20 protein-coding genes are annotated in these 19,662 nt (G+C 52.7%); 15 read left to right on the forward strand and 5 right to left on the reverse strand.

The features are described 5' to 3' along the window. On the forward strand, positions 1-735 hold the full coding sequence (locus V9K95_RS10615) for a TlyA family RNA methyltransferase (RefSeq protein WP_336440765.1): 735 nt from the start codon (positions 1-3) through the stop codon (positions 733-735). A gap of 13 nt (positions 736-748) precedes the next feature. Next, positions 749-1,978, forward strand: coding sequence for a class I SAM-dependent RNA methyltransferase (locus V9K95_RS10620; RefSeq protein ID WP_336440766.1), 1,230 nt, complete (start codon positions 749-751; stop codon positions 1,976-1,978). Between the two features lie 728 nt (positions 1,979-2,706). On the opposite strand, the gene tldD is transcribed toward V9K95_RS10620, so the two are convergent. Further along, a complete protein-coding gene (gene tldD / locus V9K95_RS10625) occupies positions 2,707-4,119 on the reverse strand; it encodes a metalloprotease TldD (RefSeq protein WP_336440767.1) in 1,413 nt (470 codons plus the stop codon). Positions 4,120-4,199: 80 nt separating this feature from the next. Beyond that, positions 4,200-4,718 (reverse strand): invasion associated locus B family protein, encoded by a 519-nt coding sequence (locus tag V9K95_RS10630; protein ID WP_115052212.1) that lies wholly within the window; start codon positions 4,716-4,718, stop codon positions 4,200-4,202. A gap of 353 nt (positions 4,719-5,071) precedes the next feature. On the opposite strand from V9K95_RS10630, the gene coxB reads away from it, so the two are divergent. From coxB to rnhA, 12 genes are all read left to right on the forward strand, one after another. Next, the gene (coxB, locus tag V9K95_RS10635) at positions 5,072-5,941 is read left to right on the forward strand and encodes a cytochrome c oxidase subunit II (protein ID WP_307283329.1); all 870 of its coding nucleotides are present in this window, start codon (positions 5,072-5,074) and stop codon (positions 5,939-5,941) included. 39 nt (positions 5,942-5,980) lie between these two features. Then, the gene (gene ctaD, locus V9K95_RS10640) at positions 5,981-7,642 is read left to right on the forward strand and encodes a cytochrome c oxidase subunit I (protein ID WP_115052112.1); all 1,662 of its coding nucleotides are present in this window, start codon (positions 5,981-5,983) and stop codon (positions 7,640-7,642) included. A gap of 77 nt (positions 7,643-7,719) precedes the next feature. Continuing rightward, the gene (locus tag V9K95_RS10645) at positions 7,720-8,664 is read left to right on the forward strand and encodes a heme o synthase (protein WP_336440768.1); all 945 of its coding nucleotides are present in this window, start codon (positions 7,720-7,722) and stop codon (positions 8,662-8,664) included. Beyond that, the gene (locus V9K95_RS10650) at positions 8,665-8,820 is read left to right on the forward strand and encodes a hypothetical protein (protein ID WP_307283337.1); all 156 of its coding nucleotides are present in this window, start codon (positions 8,665-8,667) and stop codon (positions 8,818-8,820) included. Positions 8,821-8,825: 5 nt separating this feature from the next. After that, positions 8,826-9,446 (forward strand): cytochrome c oxidase assembly protein, encoded by a 621-nt coding sequence (locus V9K95_RS10655; RefSeq protein ID WP_370878859.1) that lies wholly within the window; start codon positions 8,826-8,828, stop codon positions 9,444-9,446. Between the two features lie 47 nt (positions 9,447-9,493). Then, complete coding sequence (locus tag V9K95_RS10660) at positions 9,494-10,375, forward strand: cytochrome c oxidase subunit 3 (protein ID WP_115052106.1); 882 nt, start codon at positions 9,494-9,496, stop codon at positions 10,373-10,375. Positions 10,376-10,462: 87 nt separating this feature from the next. Beyond that, positions 10,463-10,966 carry a L,D-transpeptidase family protein gene (locus tag V9K95_RS10665; protein WP_115052211.1) on the forward strand — a complete coding sequence of 168 codons (504 nt, stop codon included), beginning with the start codon at positions 10,463-10,465 and terminating at the stop codon, positions 10,964-10,966. Positions 10,967-10,976: 10 nt separating this feature from the next. Beyond that, a complete protein-coding gene (locus V9K95_RS10670) occupies positions 10,977-11,375 on the forward strand; it encodes a DUF983 domain-containing protein (RefSeq protein WP_115052104.1) in 399 nt (132 codons plus the stop codon). Further along, positions 11,365-12,150: an SURF1 family protein gene (locus V9K95_RS10675; protein WP_336440769.1), complete on the forward strand. Its 786-nt coding sequence runs from the start codon at positions 11,365-11,367 to the stop codon at positions 12,148-12,150. Before V9K95_RS10670 ends, V9K95_RS10675 begins: the two co-directional genes overlap by 11 nt. A gap of 45 nt (positions 12,151-12,195) precedes the next feature. Beyond that, positions 12,196-13,197: a 4-hydroxy-3-methylbut-2-enyl diphosphate reductase gene (gene ispH / locus V9K95_RS10680; protein WP_435530247.1), complete on the forward strand. Its 1,002-nt coding sequence runs from the start codon at positions 12,196-12,198 to the stop codon at positions 13,195-13,197. A gap of 2 nt (positions 13,198-13,199) precedes the next feature. Next, positions 13,200-14,180, forward strand: coding sequence for a homoserine kinase (locus tag V9K95_RS10685; protein ID WP_336440771.1), 981 nt, complete (start codon positions 13,200-13,202; stop codon positions 14,178-14,180). Then, positions 14,177-14,617: a ribonuclease HI gene (rnhA, locus tag V9K95_RS10690; RefSeq protein WP_115052096.1), complete on the forward strand. Its 441-nt coding sequence runs from the start codon at positions 14,177-14,179 to the stop codon at positions 14,615-14,617. Before V9K95_RS10685 ends, rnhA begins: the two co-directional genes overlap by 4 nt. 43 nt (positions 14,618-14,660) lie before the next feature. Here the strand turns inward: rnhA and V9K95_RS10695 are convergent, their stop codons facing one another. Together V9K95_RS10695 and V9K95_RS10700 are read right to left on the reverse strand one after the other, a co-directional pair. Next, entirely contained in the window at positions 14,661-15,146 is a 486-nt protein-coding gene (locus V9K95_RS10695; RefSeq protein WP_336440772.1) for a peroxiredoxin, read from the reverse strand. Positions 15,147-15,214: 68 nt separating this feature from the next. Further along, positions 15,215-15,904, reverse strand: a complete 690-nt coding sequence (locus V9K95_RS10700; protein ID WP_336440773.1) for a protein-disulfide reductase DsbD domain-containing protein — start codon at positions 15,902-15,904, stop codon at positions 15,215-15,217. Positions 15,905-16,168: 264 nt separating this feature from the next. On the opposite strand from V9K95_RS10700, the gene V9K95_RS10705 reads away from it, so the two are divergent. After that, positions 16,169-16,771 carry a YqgE/AlgH family protein gene (locus V9K95_RS10705; RefSeq protein ID WP_336441008.1) on the forward strand — a complete coding sequence of 201 codons (603 nt, stop codon included), beginning with the start codon at positions 16,169-16,171 and terminating at the stop codon, positions 16,769-16,771. Between the two features lie 12 nt (positions 16,772-16,783). Here V9K95_RS10705 and V9K95_RS10710 read toward each other — a convergent pair whose 3' ends face one another. Then, positions 16,784-19,642 (reverse strand): putative bifunctional diguanylate cyclase/phosphodiesterase, encoded by a 2,859-nt coding sequence (locus tag V9K95_RS10710; RefSeq protein WP_307286432.1) that lies wholly within the window; start codon positions 19,640-19,642, stop codon positions 16,784-16,786. Positions 19,643-19,662 lie beyond the last annotated feature (20 nt).

A 19,662-nucleotide genomic window follows, 5' to 3' on the forward strand; every position in this document is an offset into this window, starting at 1 on the left:
ATGCGCCTCGATCAACTTCTGGTGGAGCGCGGGCTCTTTACCACGCGGTCGCGGGCACGAGACGCTATTATGCGCGGTACTGTCACGATTGATGGCTCTGTCGTTTCCAAACCGGGCACTGCGGTGGCTGAAACCGCAGTGATTGCAGTCGATGATCCCGCAAGTGCTTATGTTTCCCGTGCAGCATTGAAACTTATTGCAGCACTGGATCATTTCGCCATTGCTGTAACAGGAATTGCTCTGGACATAGGTGCCTCAACCGGTGGTTTCACACAGGTCCTGTTGGAGCGCGGCGCGCAGCATGTGATTGCGGTTGATGTTGGAACAGCCCAGCTTCATTCTCGCATCGCCTCTGATCCGCGTGTTACTAACCTTGAAAATCTCAATGCGCGTGCTCTTGCGCGTGACCATCTTGAGGGCCGGAATATTGATCTGGTTGTCTCGGATGTAAGCTTTATTTCCCTAAAGCTGGCTTTGCCCCCTGCGCTCGATCTGGCCGAAAATGGCGCTCATTGTGTGCTGCTGGTGAAGCCGCAATTTGAGGCTGGCCGCGATGCAATTGGCAAGGGCGGCATTTTGCGCAATCCAGAGGATGGGATTCGCGTCGCAAATGATCTAAGAGACTGGTTGGATCAATTGCCGGGCTGGAAAGCATTGGGGCTTTGCCCTTCACCCATAGAGGGTGGCGATGGCAACCGTGAATTTCTTCTGGCCGGTATTAAAAGCAAAAACTGAAAAGACAAGATCAATGAGCACGCGCGTAACAATCGAACGGATGGGCGCCGGGGGCGACGGCATTGCTGCCACGGCCGCTGGCAGCGCCTATGTGCCATTTTCCCTGCCGGGAGAGGTTGCCAACGTAGCCTTGGAAAACGGTCGCGCCACGATGATGGCCTTGATCGAACCATCACCGGAGCGGGTTGCGCCCGCATGTCGGCATTTTGAAGAGTGCGGTGGCTGCACATTGCAGCACTGGCAGGATAGCGCTTACCAGGAATGGAAAAGATCGCTGGTCCAAGATGCACTTGGCGGCAGGGGACTGCTGTTCAAACTTGAACCGCTTGTCACTTGCGCACCACAGACGCGCCGCAGAACGGTATTTGCCGTGCGTACCAGTGAGCGGGGAGCCGTGCTGGGCTTCAATAAACATCAAAGCCACGAATTGATCGACATTGCTGAATGCCCGATCACGGTGCCAGAGATTGTATCCCGCCTTGATGATCTGCGCGATCTCGTTGCGGTTTTGGGCGGGGGCATGAAGCCGTTCAAGCTCACTGTGACGTCAACAGCATCCGGCCTTGATATCACCGCTTCCGGATGCGGCGCGCCCGATGCTGCAAAGCGGCAGGCACTAACGGCACTGGTCATCAAAAAGGATTTTGCGCGCCTCTCTTTTGAAGGTGAGATCATTGTCGAGCCGCGAAAGCCGCTTGTCCATTTTGGTAAAGTGCCAGTGTTTTTGCCGCCGGGCGGGTTTTTGCAAGCTACCGCTGAGGCAGAAGAAGCCATGTGCAATCTGGTAGCCGGGCATCTTGCCAAGTCGAAAAAGACGTTGGATCTGTTTTGTGGTTCCGGCACTTTCGCTTTTAGAATGGCGGAAAAATCTTCCGTCCATGCGGTAGAGAGCGATCAGGGCGCTGTTGCAGCAATTGATCGCAGTGTCCGTTTCGTACAGGGATTGAAGCCGGTTAGTGTCGAGCGACGTGATTTGTTCCGTCGCCCGTTTCTGGCGCGAGAACTTGCACCATTTAATGGTCTCGTTTTTGATCCGCCCCGCGCCGGTGCCGAAGCACAGGCAATCGAAATCGCCAAATCATCGGTTTCAAAGGTGGCTGCGGTTTCCTGTAACCCGGTTACTTTGGCACGGGATCTGAGCATTCTCGTCAAGGGGGGATATAAGATTGATCGCGTTGTGCCGGTTGATCAATTCCTCTGGTCGTCACATGTGGAAGCCGTGGCTTTGCTTAGCAAGAAATAGGTTGCGAGTTACTCGCTCTAACCTCGATTGCGGCCCGACCATAAGAGTGTTTGTTGACTGCACTTGAGTTGATTGTGGTTCGCCCCTCAGGCAAGCTCAAGAGCGCGCAAGGGGGGCATTGATGTAATGCGTGGTTCGACAAGCTCACCATGAGGGAAGTTTTGTGGGTTGCAGAGACAACTTGCTAGCGTTGCAAGAGTTGGCGCCCTGCAATCAATCGACCTCCCTCATCTTGAGCTTGTCGAAGGACGCACTTAGCTTGTGCAAATCAGACTTTCCAAAAATAATCTCGACAAACTTATCCAACAGCTCTGGCACTGAACTATTCTGTTCCTGTCCTTCCTGCGGGGAACAGCTTCCGGAGCCGTTCGAAGTTTGGGGAAGGATGGGCGCCTCCGATGGCGGGTTACGGACCCGCTATCCGGGGAAGTTCTGTCCAAGGGTTCCCCTGCCGTTACTAGGAACGGCGTGTGCTGGACGAGCACTTTAAGGGGCACAAGGCTAACGCATGGCGCGCCGCAAATGGCATGCCTTGGGTAGCCGAGGCCTCCCAAGCGGAACGGGCAGAAAGCAAAATCGCCGGACGGGCGGTCTTCGGATCGCTTAACCTACTACAAAGACGCGCTTCGATGACCGCCCGTCTTTCCCACCATCTCAATAGCCAGACGCAAAAGCGGGCGTGGCAAGGGATCGCCACACCCGCGTTCTTTGAAAATCGATTGGGAAGATTAAACCGTGGTTCCGCCTACGGTCATCTGGTCCATGCGCAAATGGGGCTGGCCTACGCCAACAGGCACCCATTGACCGCCTTTGCCACAATTGCCGATACCGGTATCGAGTTGCAAATCATTGCCGACCATCGATATTCTCTGCATCGCGTCAGGGCCATTACCGATAAGCATTGCACCTTTGACAGGCGCGCCGATTTTTCCGTTTTCGATCATATAGGCTTCGGTACAGCCGAAAACGAACTTGCCTGAGGTAATATCCACCTGGCCACCGCCAAATGACACGGCGTAGATGCCCTTTTTCACGGATGCGATAATTTCGTCCGGGGTCTTATCCCCGCCAAGCATATAAGTATTGGTCATGCGGGGCATTGGCGCATGGGCATATGATTCGCGCCGTCCATTGCCGGTGGGTTGCATGCCCATCAGCCGCGCATTCTGGCGATCCTGCATATAGCCGACAAGAATACCGTCATCGATCAGCACGGTCTTGTTTGTCGGCATTCCTTCATCGTCAACGGTAAGCGAGCCGCGGCGTTCCGAAATCGTACCGTCATCGACCACTGTTACGCCTTTGGAAGCCACTTGCTGGCCAAGCAGACCGGCAAACGCCGATGTCTTTTTCCGGTTGAAATCACCTTCGAGGCCGTGACCCACGGCCTCGTGCAGCATGACACCGGGCCATCCGCTTGAAAGAACGATATCGAACGTACCGGCTGGAGCTGGAATGGCTTCAAGGTTGACCAGCGCCTGACGCAGTGCTTCATCTGCAGCATATTGCCATTTATCGGTGGCAATGAATTCGCCAAACCCCTTGCGTCCGCCAGCGCCATAAGTGCCGCTTTCCTGCCGGTCACCACTTCCCACGACAACCGAAACATTCAGGCGCACCATCGGGCGAACATCGCGAACGAAATGGCCATCGGCCCGCAAAATCTCGACTTGCTGCCATGATCCGGCCAGCGACACGGAGACTTGTCGAACTTTGGGGTCTTTGGCACGCAGATAGGCGTCGATTTCCTGCAGCAATTTCACCTTGGCTTCAAAGCCGGGTGACCCAAGCGGGTTTTCGTCGCTGTACAGGCTGCTATTGGTTCCGGGGGGCGCCGCCGTATATGCGCCGGCATAGCCGGTCGTGACCGCAGAGGCAGCATCGGCAGCGCGTTTTAACGCGCCCAGCGATAGTTCACCGGCATGAGCATAGCCCACGGCATCACCTGCCACAGCGCGAAGCCCAAAACCTTGATCTTGATTAAACGAGCCGTTCTTCAACCGGCCATTGTCAAAGACGAGACCTTCCGATTCGCGATACTCGATGAACAATTCGCCATCATCAGCGCCGTTCAGCGACTGCTTGACAGTATCCAGAATTTTTTCGCGAGGTGCATCGAAACTATCGATCAGGCTTTTCATTATATCCGGTCCGGTTTCATTTGGGTGTACCGGATGTAAGCCTTCGGGCTGCGCGCGACAACCGCTATCTTAAGGAAAGATCAGGGGAGGGCGTCGAAGCCTTCGCCGAAACCGTTGAGCTCCACCGGAATGCCGATACCCTCTTCAGGCGTCTGGAACACGATGAAGGTTGCAGCCTTGCCGGTTTTGAGGGTCTGAACCAGCTGTTCTTCCAAAATGACTTCCGCGTAACAGCCATCTTCAAAGCAGCGCACGAAATAAGCGCGGCCAATATCCTTGCCGTCAACATTAAGACCAAGACCATTCGGAAGGAGAACGCCCAGCGGAGCAAGGACGCGCAATATCTTTGCTTTGTTGTCGGCGGTTTTCAGCACCACCACGGAAAGACCCATTTCGGGACGATCTGCAGCGACAACGTTCTGGATGAGCGCGCATTGTTCTGATTTTGCGCCTGCCGGCGTATCGCAAAGAATAGACCAGGCACCGTGGGTTGATTTGACAGTCCCGCTTTGCGGCGCTGCCAGTGCGCTGCCGGAAAGGGCAGTCAGGGACAGGGCAAAAATACCAGCAGCTATATTGCGAAGGGCTAAAATGGACATGGTGGCTCCAAAACGAATCATCCAGACGTTAGACCGCCGGGAACCGGATGAAAAGAATGCTGCACGAACACTCCCCAAGGTATGACAGCCAATCTTGTGTTGTAATGCAAAAATGGCTGCATTGTGGGCCTCCTTCATACTTATCCCGGAAAATGGTGAGCTAGCGTTAAAAAATCGCAACTTTCATAGGTTGGCGCATTTCGATGACAAGCTGCGCGCAAAAATGCCGCATGAGATCACGTTCGCCTTCCTTGCGATGTAGGCTAATGTGTGGTTTGAACGCGACATGCGACCGGGCCTCGAACGTCCGGCATTAACGTATGGAACTGATGCTTCATTCGGGAGATCTCTAGGTGAAGAAGAATATTGTCAAGCTGGCCGGTGTCCTGGGTAGCTTCCTGAGTGCCGGTACGGCCATCGCGGCGCAACCAGAGCCATGGCAAATGACATTCCAGCCAGCTGCATCCGGCATTATGGAGCAGATCGTCTGGTTTGAGCACTATACGCTGTGGTTTATCATTCCAATCACGATTTTTGTGATGATATTGCTGGCCTGGGTGATGTTCCGCTATCGCGCCAGTGCCAATCCCGTTCCGTCAAAGACGAGCCACAATACTGCTGTTGAGATCGTCTGGACTGTCGGTCCTGTCGTTATTCTTCTTTTCCTTGCCATTCCATCATTCCAGTTGCTGACGGCGCAATATTCGCCTGAAGATCCCAAGCTGACGATCAAGGCAACGGGATACCAGTGGTACTGGGGCTACGAATATCAAGCCAATGAAGCGCCGCTTTCATTTGATTCGCTGATTCTCAAGGATGCCGACCGCGCAACTGCAGGTAAGGCAGACATCAAGGCCTATCCGCGGCTCTTGGCTGTGGATAATGAAATGGTCGTTCCGGTGAATACGACTGTTCGCATCCTTGCGACTGGCGCTGACGTCATTCATGCTTTCGCAATGCCTGCATTCGGCGTGAAGATCGATGCTGTACCGGGTCGCTTGAATGAGACCTGGTTCAAGGCTGACAAAGAAGGCCTCTATTACGGCCAGTGCTCGGAAATCTGCGGCAAGGATCATGCTTTCATGCCTATCGCGATCCGTGTCGTATCGGAGCAGCAGTACAACGCATGGTACGCGGCCGCTGGCAGTGATTTGCCGGGAGCCTATAAAACACTCGCTGCATCAATCGATGATGGCAAGAATATCAATGTGGCTGGCAACTAAGTCAGCTGCGCTTTGCATTTGAGGAACGGGAGCTATCTCATGGCAGGTTCAGCTGCTCACGAAGCCCACGACGATCATCACGACCACAAACCCAGTGGTTGGACTCGTTGGGTCAATTCGACCAACCATAAGGATATCGGAACGCTTTATCTGATTTTCGCGATCATCGCGGGTATAATCGGCGGCGCGCTTTCGATTGCCATGCGTGCCGAGCTCCAGGAGCCCGGTATTCAGATTTTCCATGGTCTTGCTGCCATGGTCTACGGCTACGAGGGTGATGCGGCAATCGATGCCGGTAAGCACATGTACCTTGTGTTCACCACAGCTCACGGCCTTATCATGATTTTCTTCATGGTTATGCCCGCCTTGATCGGTGGTTTTGCCAACTGGATGGTGCCGATCATGATCGGTGCGCCAGACATGGCATTTCCACGTATGAACAACATTTCGTTCTGGTTGCTCCCGCCAGCTCTGATTCTTCTGCTTCTGTCATTGTTCGTTCCCGGTCCAGCCGGTGGTTACGGTACAGGCGGTGGCTGGACGATCTATCCGCCGCTTTCGACCACAGGTCAGCCTGGTCCGGCGATGGATCTGGCAATCCTGTCACTCCACATTGCTGGCGCCTCGTCCATTCTCGGTGCGATCAACTTTATCACCACGATCTTCAATATGCGCGCTCCGGGCATGACCCTGCACAAGATGCCGCTGTTCGCATGGTCGGTGTTGATTACTGCCTTCCTGCTGCTGCTCGCTTTGCCGGTTCTTGCTGGTGGTATCACCATGCTGCTGACGGACCGCAATTTTGGCACGACATTCTTCGCGCCTGAAGGCGGCGGTGACCCGATCCTGTTCCAGCATCTTTTCTGGTTCTTCGGTCATCCAGAAGTGTACATCATGATTTTGCCAGCCTTCGGCATCGTCAGCCACATCATATCGACCTTCTCGAGAAAGCCTATTTTTGGCTATCTCGGCATGGCCTATGCCATGGTCGCCATCGGCGTTGTAGGTTTCATCGTATGGGCGCACCATATGTACACGGTTGGTCTTTCGCTCGACACACAACGCTATTTCGTTTTCGCAACGATGGTTATCGCTGTTCCAACTGGCGTTAAGATTTTCTCATGGATTGCGACCATGTGGGGCGGATCGATTGAATTCAAACCTCCAATGGTTTGGGCAATTGGCTTCATCTTCCTGTTCACCGTCGGTGGTGTGACAGGTGTGCAGCTGGCTAATGCGGGCCTGGACCGTGCGATGCACGACACCTACTACGTTGTTGCCCACTTCCATTATGTTCTGTCACTGGGTGCTGTGTTTGGTATCTTCGCTGGCTGGTACTACTGGTTCCCGAAGATGACGGGCTACATGTATAACCACACGATTGCCCACACGCATTTCTGGGTCACCTTCATTGGTGTGAATCTGGTGTTCTTCCCGCAGCATTTCCTTGGGCTTGCCGGTATGCCACGTCGCTATATCGACTATCCAGATGCTTTCCAGGGTTGGAATGAAGTATCGTCCATCGGCTCATACATTTCCGGTGTCGCCGTTCTCATCTTCCTCTTTGGCGTGTTTGAAGCATTTGCCAAGAAGCGCGAAGCCGGTGCGAACCCATGGGGCGTAGGTGCAACCACTCTGGAATGGCAGCTTTCATCGCCTCCGCCTTTCCATCAGTGGGAACAGCTTCCACGTATTAAGTAAATGATCATGATAACCGGGCTGATTCATACAGTCCGGTTATCTCCTGAACGAAACTGAACTTTTGTAAGATCGAGCGCATGTCATTGATTGAGAAACACGCAACACTGGATGCAAACATTGGCCTCTCTGAAGCCAGTGCATCAGACTATATTGCGCTTCTCAAACCACGCGTCATGTCGCTGGTCGTGTTTACGGGTTTTGTTGGTTTGATGGCAGCGCCGGGCCACATTAATCCGGTAATTGCCGCCATTGCGATCCTTTGCATCGCTGTTGGCGCTGGCGCCTCCGGCGCTCTCAATATGTGGTATGATGCCGATATTGACGCGGTGATGAAGCGCACAGCCAAACGTCCAATACCAGCTGGCCGGCTCTCCCGCGATGAAGCGCTGACTTTTGGCCTGCTGCTTTCAATTTTCTCCGTTTTGACTCTCGGTCTGTTTGTCAATTTGCTGTCGGCGTTCTTGCTGGCCTTCACGATCTTCTTCTACGCCGTCGTTTATACAATGTGGCTGAAGCGCTCTACACCGCAAAACATCGTTATTGGCGGCGCGGCAGGGGCTTTCCCGCCAATGATTGGCTGGGCTGCTGTGACTGGTTCGGTCAGCATGGAAAGCATTGTTCTTTTTCTGATTATCTTTCTATGGACGCCACCCCATTTCTGGGCGCTGTCGCTGTTCATGTCCGATGATTACGAGAAGGCTAAAATCCCGATGATGCCCAATGTCATGGGCGAAGCTTCAACGAAGTTTCAGATCTGGCTATATACAATTCTGGTTGCGCCGGTGGCGGTTCTGCCTTGGATTATGGGTTTCGCTGGACCCGTTTATGGCGTGTTTTCGATTGCGATGGGCTTTGCGTTTTTGGTTTACGCCTGGACCGTGTGGCGCGCGGAAATCGGCGAGCCAATGATCAAGCCTGCAAAGAAAATGTTCGCATTTTCCATCTTCTATCTCTTCAGTCTCTACGCCGTCCTGCTCGGCGAGATACTTGTGCGTAAAGCACTTCTGGTTCTGGGTGTTTAAATGAGTGATGACCGCATAACATTAAGTGACAAGCAGAAGCGCGCTCGACGCAGCCGCTCGCTCGCACTTGCGCTTGCGCTCGCAGCTTTCGTCCTTATCGTTTATGTTGGTACGTGGGCCAAGCTTGGTGCCAATATCCTGAACAGGCCTATGTGATGAGCATGGAAACGGGCTCTGATAAAGAAGTTCTAGTGGCAAAACGTAAGGTTTCAGACCGGACGATCGCGATTTCTTGTCTGGCGTTTTTCTTCGGGATGGTCGGCATGGCTTTTGCTGCCGTGCCATTATATGCAATGTTCTGCCAGGTTACTGGTTATGGCGGTACGACACAACGTGTTGAGCAAATGTCGGACACCATCCTCGACAAGACAATCACGGTGCGTTTCGATGCCAATACATCAGGCGGGTTGCCATGGGATTTCAAGCCTATGCAGCGGGACGTGTCGCTGAAAATCGGTGAAACCAAGCTGATTAAATATGAAGCCAGGAATGTCGCATCGCAGCCGACCTCGGGACGTGCACTGTTCAATGTGACGCCCATGGCTGCCGGCGCATATTTCAACAAGGTTGAATGTTTCTGCTTTACGGACACCGTCTTGAAGCAGGGCGAAGATCTTGAAATGCCGGTCGTATTTTTTATCGATCCTGAAATTGTAAATGCGCCGGAGCTCAAAGGCGTCAACACAATTACGCTATCCTACACTTTCTTTCCGATACCAATGCCTGCGCCCGTTGCGGCCAGTGCAGAGGTGAACAAGACAACGACATCGGGACAGCTCTGAGGAGATGTTGATGTCTAGTGCAATAAACAGACCTTGCGGGGGTTAACATGGCCGAAGCGCACCAAAAGAACCACGATTATCATATTATCGATCCAAGTCCTTGGCCGTTCCTTGCCTCGGTAGGCGCATTCATCCTTGCCCTCGGCGGTATTGGCTTCATGCAATACAATAAGGGCGGCGAGTTTGTCCTGTTCAAAGCCAATCTGACCACACCTTGGCTTTTCGCCATTGGCTTGGTCATTGTGCTCTACACAATGTATGGCTGGTGGTCGGATACGATCAAGGAAGGCAAACAGGGACACCATACCCGCGTTGTGTCGTTGCATTTGCGCTATGGCATGATCATGTTCATCGCTTCAGAAGTGATGTTTTTTGCCGCTTGGTTCTGGGCATTTTTTGATGTCAGCCTTTACCCGGGTGAAGTTGAGCAGGTGGCTCGCACGACATTTACGGGCGGTGTGTGGCCGCCAAAGGGACTTGAAGTTCTCGATCCACTGCATCTGCCACTTTACAACACGGTTATTCTGTTGCTGTCCGGCACGACTGTGACCTGGGCACACCATGCTTTGATCCACAATGATCGCAAGGGTCTTATAACGGGTCTCGCTCTTACCGTTGTCCTTGGCGTTCTGTTCTCGTTTGTTCAGGCATATGAATACATTCATGCGCCATTTGCATTCAAAGATTCGATCTATGGTGCCACCTTCTTCATGGCGACTGGTTTCCATGGTTTCCACGTCATCATCGGAACGATCTTCCTGGCGATCTGTCTACTTCGGTCTATCCGAGGCGATTTCACGCCTGACAAGCATTTCGGCTTTGAAGCTGCTGCTTGGTATTGGCATTTCGTTGACGTGGTTTGGTTGTTCCTGTTTTTCACGATCTATGTTTGGGCATCGTGGGGTGCGCCGATCGCTGCTGGACATTAAAAACTGGCAGTATTGATGCTAAAAGAGCGGTCGCAGAAATGCGGCCGCTCTCATTATTTGAGCACATTGCTGCGGCATGGATTTTCGATGATCGCTAAACACGTGTCGCTGCTGATTGTGCTGGTGGGCCTCATTTTGGTGAGCGGAACATTGGCCGATGCGGCTGAGAAAGTTGATCTCGTGCGGGTCGAAAAATCCCAGCGAAAGATGCAACTTTTGTCAGGAAGCTCGGTCATTAAAGAGTACAAGATTGCACTTGGCGCTCGACCGGTAGGCCATAAGCAATGGGAGGGCGATGAACGTACGCCTGAAGGCCGATACGTTCTCGATTGGCGAAATCCGAAAAGTATGGCGCACAAGTCAATCCATATTTCTTACCCGAATGCGCGAGATAAAGCGGCAGCCAAGTCGATGGGTGTGTCGCCGGGTGGTGCGATCATGATCCACGGTGCGGTCAACGGCTACGGATGGTGGGGATGGGTGCTTCAACTTATCGACTGGACAGACGGGTGCATAGCCGTCACTAATCCGGAGATGGATGAAATCTGGGCACTTGTCCAAGATGGAACGCCAATCGAAATTTACCCTTGAGTGATACTTGATGAATGAAGATTCTGCGCTTTATCCGCCTGTCGATCCATTCGCCGCAGGAGTGAAGGCCAAATGCCCTCGTTGCGGGCAGGGGAAGCTATTCGACGGCTTCATTACTCCAGCCAAGCGCTGCACAAGTTGCGGCTTGGATTACTCGTTTATTGATTCCGGAGACGGTCCTGCAGTTCTTGTTATGCTGATCATCGGCTTTATCGTCGTCGGGCTGGCGCTGTGGATGGAAGTCAATGTCGATCCGCCGCTATGGGTACACTTTCTGCTGTGGATACCGCTGGCACTTTTATTGTGCTTGACGGCGCTCCGCTGGATGAAGGGGGTATTAATCGCCCTTCAGTACAAGCACAAGGCTGCAGAAGGCCAGCTGGATATTCCATCGTCAAATGAACACTAGTCCAAATATTACGGAGCGGCGGCGCTTTCCCTGGGTCATGCTGATTCTCGGTTCCATTGTTTTTTTCATTCTCATTGCGCTGGGGACATGGCAGGTTGAGCGTCTGCAGTGGAAAGAAAATCTACTGGCGGAAATAGAACAGCGTACCCATACACCGCCGGCTTCGCTCACTGAGATTGAAAGCTTGTGGGCGGAAAAACACGATATTGACTATCGACCGGTGACTGTGACCGGTCAATTTTTGCATGGGCAAGAACGGCATTATTTCGCAACATTTGCAGGAATGTCAGGCTTTTATGTTTATGCACCGCTTCAGATGATCGACGGCAGAATTATCTTCGTCAATCGCGGGTTTGTTCCCTACGACAAAAAAGAACCCAGCAGTCGTGGCTCAAGCATTGAAGGACCGGTTTCGGTTAGAGGTCTGGCGCGCAATCCGCTTGACGCCAAACCTTCGTCAATTGTGCCTGATAATGATTTGAAGGCCAATATTTACTACTGGAAAGATTTGCCGGTAATGGCGGCTCAGTCTGGAGTGCCGACGGACAAGCTAGTTCCGTTCTTCATTGACGCAGATAAAACGCCCAATCCGGGCGGTCTGCCGATCGGTGGCGTAACGATTATCGATTTGCCGAACAGTCATTTGCAATATGCAGTTACCTGGTATGGACTTGCCGCAACTCTGCTCGCTATCGCAGGCATATCGGTCTGGCGGCGCACTCATCCAAAAGAGGAACCGGTTCAATCCAATAGTTCGGGGTTGACTTCGCGTTGAATGCCGCCCAATTCCAAGAAGAACAAATTTGGCTGAGATATGATGATGACTGAGAAAGCTCCACTTACAATCCGTCTTTGCGGACCGCGCGGATTTTGCGCCGGAGTGGATCGGGCTATTCAGATCGTTATTCTGGCGCTGAAGAAGTATGGTGCCCCAGTTTATGTCCGCCATGAAATCGTTCACAACCGTTATGTTGTCGAAGGATTGCAGGCGCGAGGCGCAGTTTTTGTCGAAGAACTGGATGAGATTCCTGCCGAGCATCGCGGTCAGCCAGTCGTATTTTCAGCCCATGGTGTGCCGAAATCGGTGCCGGCGGACGCTGAAAACAAAAACCTGTTTTATCTTGACGCCACGTGCCCTCTTGTTTCCAAAGTGCATAAACAGGCGATGCGCCATCAGCGTCTTGGGCGTCATGTGGTCCTCGTGGGCCATTCCGGTCATCCAGAGGTGATCGGCACCATGGGACAGCTACCGGACGGAGCTGTAACACTTATCGAAACTATTGAAGATGCGGCAAACTATATGCCCGCGGACCCAGAAAATCTTGGTTTCGTCACGCAGACCACCTTATCTGTGGATGACACAGCCGGGATAATTGCGACTTTGCAGGAACGTTTTCCGGCACTCACCGCACCGGCGGCCGAGTCCATTTGTTATGCCACCACCAATCGTCAGGATGCGGTAAAAGCTGCTGCCCCAGGCTGTGACTTGTTCCTGATCGTCGGGGCGCCGAATTCTTCCAACTCCAAGCGGTTGGTCGAGGTGGCTGAGCGCTCCGGTGCCAAACAGTCGCTTCTGGTTCAGCGGGCAACCGATATTGACTGGAACAGCGTGGGCAAAATTGCCACCGTCGGGCTTTCTGCTGGCGCATCAGCGCCCGAGATCATCGTCGACGAAATTATCCAGTCATTTTCAGAACGGTATTCGGTGTCGATTGAACTGGCGGAAACCACAGTTGAAACAGAGAATTTCCACGTTATGCGCGATCTGCGGGATGTAGAATTAACAAGTCACGACATGGCTTTTGTCAATGGGACCCACTGACTATGGCCGTCTATACCGATATTAACGAAATCGAACTCGCACAATTTTTAAAGAACTACGATATCGGGGAACTGCTCTCCTACAAAGGTATTGCGGAAGGCGTGGAAAACTCAAACTATCTTTTACACACGAGCAAAGCTGCGTTCATTCTGACCCTTTACGAAAAACGCGTCGACAGTAGTGATCTGCCTTTTTTTCTGGGCCTCATGGAGCATCTTGCCGGTAAAGGTATCAGCTGCCCCTTGCCTGTGGTTCAGAAGTCAGGCTCAAACATCGGCGAACTTGCAGGCCGTCCGGCCGCTATCGTAACTTTTCTGGAAGGCATGTGGATGCGCAGGCCAACAGTGCAGCATTGTGCGGCACTTGGAGAGGCACTGGCGCGAATGCATCTTGCTGGTGAAGATTTCCCCATGCGCCGCAAGAATGCGCTCTCGGTGGAAAGCTGGCGCCCGTTATGGAATAATTCCAGAACCGATGCAGACCAAGTCGAGGCGGGTCTCGCGAAGGAAACCGAAGAAGATTTGTTGTTTCTGGAAGAAAATTGGCCCTCCCATCTTCCTTCTGGCGTCATTCACGCAGACTTGTTTCCCGATAACGTCTTTTTTCTCGGCAGCCAGTTATCGGGGATTATCGACTTTTATTTCGCCTGCACAGACCTTCTCGCCTACGACGTTGCTGTTTGTCTGAATGCCTGGTGTTTCGAAAAAGACAATTCGTTCAACTTGACCAAGGGCACGGCATTGCTGCGCGGCTACAACGCTGTCCGTCCCTTGTCGAAAGAAGAGGCGGCAAGTCTGCCGGTTTTGGCCCGGGGTTCCGCACTGCGTTTTATGCTCACAAGGCTCTATGATTGGCTGAATACCCCTGAGGGAAGCTTCGTAGTCAAAAAAGACCCGCGGGAATATTTGCGTCGCATGCGCTTTCATCGCCAGATAAGCTCTCCTGAAGAATACGGATTGGCCTTTGAGGGGCAAAAAGCGTGAAGGAGATACAAGCTTTCACTGATGGCGCTTGTTCAGGCAATCCCGGTCCCGGGGGCTGGGGCGCTGTACTGCGCTGGAACGGCAATGAAAAAGAACTTTCTGGCGGTGAGGCGGATACCACCAATAATCGCATGGAATTGATGGCCGCAATTTCGGCTCTTAATGCACTGAAAGAACCGTGCCAAGTCGATGTCTATACGGACTCAGTCTATGTGCGCGATGGTATTTCCGGATGGATTGAGGGCTGGAAACGGAATGGCTGGAAAACGGCTGCAAAAAAACCGGTGAAGAACGCCGAACTTTGGCAAGCCCTTGATGAAGCGCGCAAGCGCCATAAAGTTGTTTGGCATTGGGTAAAAGGCCATGCGGGGCATCCGGAAAACGAACGAGCCGACGAATTGGCCCGCGCCGGCATGGCGCCTTACAAACGGAAGTAAATGGCAAGGATCGGATAACCGATCCTTGCCATTCTGAACTTTATCAGAGCTGTTCGAGAATTGTAGCGGCGCTCGAAGTGACCACCTGACCGGGCGATTCCTCAATATTGAGTTGTTTCACAACGCCATCTTCGATCAGCATGGAATAACGTTTCGATCGCACGCCCATATTGCCCGCGCCGAGGTCTATTTCCAGTCCAACGTCCTTGGTGAAGGTTGCGTTTCCATCAGAAAGATACTGAATTTTACCTTCGCCATTGGTGGCTTTTGCCCAAGCGCCCATGACGTGAGGATCATTGACTGCGATGACCACGATTGAGTCCACGCCTTTTGCCAAAATGGCGTCGCGGTTCTCAAGATAGCCCGGCAGATGATTCATGCTGCAGGTCGGAGTGAATGCGCCGGGTACGGCAAAAAGCACCACTTTTTTACCTTTGAACAGCGCGTCGGAGCTGATTTCGCTCACACCTTCGTCAGATTTTGTTTTGAACCTTGCATCGGGTAAACGTTCGCCCACCTTGATCGTCATGAACTGGCTCCTTGGATAAATAGTATGACGTAACTGACATAGTGCTGCCGACATGTTTTTACGAGTTATTATTGAACGTCAGTCGTTCCAGCTACGGCCTGCTTTCCTTGGACCAATGTATAGTTCAGGATTATCGATTTCTCTTGCTTGCCGGAGGTGAGTGGCACGGAAAATACGGCGCGATTTCCGTCACGTTTTTCAAGCTTGGCCATGCCAAAGGCTACCGATCCGTTTCCCGCAGCAAAAATGTCGATATCCGGGTCATCGGCAGGTAAGTTGACGACGAGTTCAATAGCATCACCCTTCCTGGATGCGGAGGTCGCTCCGAAGTTGGTTGTGGCTTTGGCGGGTAATTGTTCAAAAGCCGTGCTTATCAACGTCCTCGAAAGAGCGTCAGATGGCGAATTGTCGATGTCTATATCGAATTCTGCCATAACGGGGATGCAGATTGTCTCACAAATACCAAGGAACGCATGGCCTTTCAGTTGTGCAGGCTGGTTGGGTTCCGTCAAAGTCAGTGTGACGGGAAGCGAGACCGGCTGTTTATAACCCGCCCAATGCGTGCCTCCATCGTCAAAGCGGTGTGGCGCTGGGAAGGCAAGCGTAGCACTTTTAACATTTGTGCTGCCAGTGATACTTAGCTCCGGTGGCACGCCCGCATCGCCCGGTTCACGCCAATAGGTTTTCCAGCCTGGATCAAGGTCGATCTGGACGACGCCTCGTACCACATTTGCATTGGGCGGAGGGTTGTCTATCACCAGGCGGACGCTACCTCCGGGTGTTTTTGTCCATTCCGAACTTCCAGCATGAGCTTGAAAAGCAGTGGCTAACGCCGCTAGAAAAATAAATATTCTGATCTTCATGCCTAACCATTACAGGCCTTTGGGACGCGAGCAAGAAGGGTCTGAGCTTCAATTCATCATTTCTGCGTGAGCTTTCCGTTAGCCAGGAATTATGCCTATGGTTACGATTCGTTATCCATGCCCGTTGTCATTTGCAAATTCCTTGATACCTTTACTGCTATGGAGATTTTCAGAGACGCCAGTAAAAATACAGGATTTCTGAATGGGCAGTTCCTTCTCGCAATGCCGGGGATGGATGACAGCCGCTTTGCACGGTCGGTGATTTATATCTGTGCGCACTCCGAAAAGGGTGCGATGGGCCTGATTATCAACCGCGCCCAGGAAATGGAGTTTGCAGATATTCTGGTTCAACTGGGTGTGCTTGATGAAGAGCAGGCTATTGTTATGCCAGAAAGAACACGTGATTTCCTGGTCCGCAGCGGTGGTCCTGTTGAGATGAGGCGTGGGTTTGTCCTGCATTCAGATGACTATCTTACAGATTCAACAATGCCGGTTGCCGAAGAGATTTGCCTGACAGGGACAATCGATATTCTGCGCGCTATTTCCGGCGGTCGTGGTCCCCGCAAAGCCCTGATGACACTCGGATATTCTGGCTGGGCATCCGGACAGCTGGAAACTGAGATAGCAAATAATGGCTGGCTAACGTGCCAAGCGCCACAGGAATTGCTGTTCGATACCGATATGGACCGCAAGTACGATCGTATTCTCAGTCATATGGGCGTTGATCCATCCAGGCTGGCAACTGTTGCGGGCCACGCATAGTTGCCTTGGAAACTAGGATGCCTTGGATTGCTGGAACTGATCGCGTAGAAGTTTAGTTGCTACATCCAAAGTCAGCGGAGGGCTGAACATGAAACTCTGGGCAAACTCACATCCCATTTGACGCAGTTGTAGCGCATCGCTTTCGTTCTCGATTCCTTCCGTGACCACCGATAGTCCCAAATCATGCGCCATGCTGATCATCGATCGCAACAGCGTAACCTTTTGCGGTTGTTCCGCTTTCAGGAAAGACCGGTCAATCTTGATCATGTCGAACGGGAAAGATGTCAGATAGGACAGGGAGGAGTATCCCGTACCGAAATCATCGAGCGAAACGCCGACACCCATCGCTTTGATGCTCGAAAGCACATAAGCGGACCGCTCCGGGTTCTCCATCATAAGAGACTCGGTCAATTCCAGCTTGAGGCTGGCTGGACTGATCTGTGTTTGCAGCAATACGGATCGCACATCATCAATCAAATCCTGGCGGATCAGTTGGCTGCTGGATATATTCACCGATACGAATAACGGGTTAGCACCAAGATTGCGTTGCCAGTTCACCAGATCTTCAGCAGCGCGGTGCATTGCAAACAGGCCAAGCTGGACAATCAGGCCGGAACTCTCGGCAATAGGTATGAACTCCGATGGCGGTATAGAGCCGCGGCGGGGATGATCCCAGCGCATAAGGGCTTCAAAACCGGCAATGCTATTGTCTTCCAGGCGTATGATCGGCTGATAAGCCATATGAATTTCGCGGCGCTCAAGCGCGCGGCGCAAATCAGATTCAAGTTGAAGACGGTCACTTCCGACTGCACGGAAAGCAGGGCGGAATGGCTCGATGCGGTCCCCTCCAAACCTTTTCGCCTGATACATGGCAAGCTCGGCGTCTTTGACCAGGTCTTCTGGCGAAGCCGACGTGCCGCTAGTCCATGTGATCAACCCAAGCGATGCGGTGAGTACGATTTCGCGTTTCGAGAAGGCGATGGGCGCACGAATTGCCTGTTTGATCGCCTCAGCAAAGGCGGCGATTTTCGCAGGCTCGCTTTCCGATACCAGAATAAGGCCGAACTGATCTGCCGACAGGCGGCTCAGCGTATCCTGCGGCCGCAACAGCCGGTGCAGACGACGCGATATTGTGAGCAGGAAAGTATCACCTGCGGACATGCCAAGGCCGTCATTGACCTGCTTGAAACGATCAATGTCGATGATAAAAATCGTTGGACGCAGTTTGCTTTCTGTCTGCGCCATGGTGATAACTGAACCCAGGCGATCAAGAAATAGTTCGCGATTGGGCAGTCCCGTCAGATTATCGTGAACAGCATCATGAAGCAGGCGTTCCTCCGCCTTCTTCTGCTCAGTCACATCAATTAGCGTACCGACACAACGTACAATCTCTCCGTCAGAGCCAATCACGGGCCGTGCTTTCAATGAATACCAATAATAATGGCCATCATTGGCGCGCAGGCGGAAGGTCTGCGATATCCGGCCCCGCCGGTTTTCAAGAATGACATCAAGCGTAGTGCGAAAACGATCGCGGTCATCCGCATGCAAAGTTGGTAGCCAGTTGCGGACGGCACCGTGAAGTGAACTGGCCGACGCCCCAAGAAAGTTTGTAAGGTCAGGGGTGGTCACTACGCGGTCACGCGGCACATCCCAATCCCAGACAATATCGCCAGAGCCGATAATGGCCAAGGCCTGCCGCTCTACGTCCGAGAAGAGGCCTTGTTGCAATGCACCCCCAGAAAATGCGTGCTGCATGACGGTAAAACCGATCAACAGGACGATAAGCACCAATCCTCCAGCCAAGGCCGGCTGGATGATGTCATTGGACAGAATGCCGGATACGGTCAGCCAGCTTCCAAGCAACCAAACCAATAACAGCATCCATGTCGGTATAAGCATGATCGCCCGATCATAGCTCCTGAACGAGAAAAACCCGATCAACAAGGTGCCCGACAGAATCGTTAATGCGAACGAGAAGCGGGCGATGCCAGCAGCAATCGGAGGATCGAAGATGGCAACACCGGAGACAATGCCCAACCCCAGAATCCACGTTAGCGCGCCATAGCTGAAATTGTCGTGCCACCGATTGAGATTCAGGTAGGTGAATAGAAAAATCACCAATGTTGCAGCAAGCGCAACTTCCGTTCCAGCACGCCAGACTTGTTCGTTGCCAGGAGTTATCTCGATCAGCTTGTTCCAGAAACCAAAATCGACGCAGATATAGGCCAGCACGGCCCATGCCAAAGCAGCCGTTGCAGGAAAAAGAGAAGTTCCCTTCACCACAAACAGAATGGTGAGAAACAGGGCAAGTAGCCCAGCAATACCCAACAGGATCCCGCGATACAACGTATAAGAATTGACCGTATCCTTGTAAGCGTTGGGCTCCCACACATAAACCTGCGGCAGATTGGGAGACGCCAATTCGGCAACCAAGGTAATGACAGAGCCCGGGTTGAGCGTAATCAGAAAGATATCGGCGTCTTCACTTGCCTGCCGGTCGAGCGCAAAACCTTCGCTGGGCGTGATGGAAGTAATGCGGGTGGAGCCTAAATCTGGCCAGATAAAACCAGAGCCGACAAGCCGGAAATGCGGTACAACGATCAGGCGATCGATCTGTTCGTCGGTCGGATTTGCCAGGGCGAATGCAGCCCAGTCACCGGTCGCTCGTTTGTCATTTGCAGGCACTTCGATGCGGCGAACAATACCATCGGTGCCGGGCGCGGTGGAAACCTGAAAGGTCTCGCCCTGATTTCTGTAAACTTCAACCGCCTTTGACAGGTCAAGCGCAGTGCTTTCCTTGGTGATCTTGATGGTTTCAAATGCTTGAGCGGTCGCATGAAGAGCCAACAACGAAACGATAAGGACACACATGCGCAACAAGCTTCTCAGCA

Source organism: Phyllobacterium sp. CCNWLW183, assembly GCF_037203775.1.
Taxonomy (GTDB): Bacteria; Pseudomonadota; Alphaproteobacteria; order Rhizobiales; family Rhizobiaceae; genus Phyllobacterium; species Phyllobacterium ifriqiyense.

Excerpts from the sequence above, each read along its gene's own strand:
- V9K95_RS10705 (WP_336441008.1), top strand. The coding sequence starts at position 16,169 with ATGGAGATTTTCAGAGACGCCAGTAAAAATACAGGATTTCTGAATGGG.
- V9K95_RS10675 (WP_336440769.1), top strand. The coding sequence starts at position 11,365 with ATGAACACTAGTCCAAATATTACGGAGCGGCGGCGCTTTCCCTGGGTC.
- V9K95_RS10615 (WP_336440765.1), top strand. The coding sequence starts at position 1 with ATGCGCCTCGATCAACTTCTGGTGGAGCGCGGGCTCTTTACCACGCGG.
- ispH (WP_435530247.1), top strand. The coding sequence starts at position 12,196 with ATGACTGAGAAAGCTCCACTTACAATCCGTCTTTGCGGACCGCGCGGA.
- V9K95_RS10665 (WP_115052211.1), top strand. The coding sequence starts at position 10,463 with ATGATCGCTAAACACGTGTCGCTGCTGATTGTGCTGGTGGGCCTCATT.
- V9K95_RS10685 (WP_336440771.1), top strand. The coding sequence starts at position 13,200 with ATGGCCGTCTATACCGATATTAACGAAATCGAACTCGCACAATTTTTA.
- V9K95_RS10655 (WP_370878859.1), top strand. The coding sequence starts at position 8,826 with ATGGAAACGGGCTCTGATAAAGAAGTTCTAGTGGCAAAACGTAAGGTT.
- ctaD (WP_115052112.1), top strand. The coding sequence starts at position 5,981 with ATGGCAGGTTCAGCTGCTCACGAAGCCCACGACGATCATCACGACCAC.
- V9K95_RS10650 (WP_307283337.1), top strand. The coding sequence starts at position 8,665 with ATGAGTGATGACCGCATAACATTAAGTGACAAGCAGAAGCGCGCTCGA.
- V9K95_RS10670 (WP_115052104.1), top strand. The coding sequence starts at position 10,977 with ATGAATGAAGATTCTGCGCTTTATCCGCCTGTCGATCCATTCGCCGCA.
- V9K95_RS10660 (WP_115052106.1), top strand. The coding sequence starts at position 9,494 with ATGGCCGAAGCGCACCAAAAGAACCACGATTATCATATTATCGATCCA.
- V9K95_RS10695 (WP_336440772.1), bottom strand. The coding sequence starts at position 15,146 with ATGACGATCAAGGTGGGCGAACGTTTACCCGATGCAAGGTTCAAAACA.
- tldD (WP_336440767.1), bottom strand. The coding sequence starts at position 4,119 with ATGAAAAGCCTGATCGATAGTTTCGATGCACCTCGCGAAAAAATTCTG.
- V9K95_RS10645 (WP_336440768.1), top strand. The coding sequence starts at position 7,720 with ATGTCATTGATTGAGAAACACGCAACACTGGATGCAAACATTGGCCTC.
- V9K95_RS10710 (WP_307286432.1), bottom strand. The coding sequence starts at position 19,642 with ATGTGTGTCCTTATCGTTTCGTTGTTGGCTCTTCATGCGACCGCTCAA.
- V9K95_RS10620 (WP_336440766.1), top strand. The coding sequence starts at position 749 with ATGAGCACGCGCGTAACAATCGAACGGATGGGCGCCGGGGGCGACGGC.
- V9K95_RS10630 (WP_115052212.1), bottom strand. The coding sequence starts at position 4,718 with ATGTCCATTTTAGCCCTTCGCAATATAGCTGCTGGTATTTTTGCCCTG.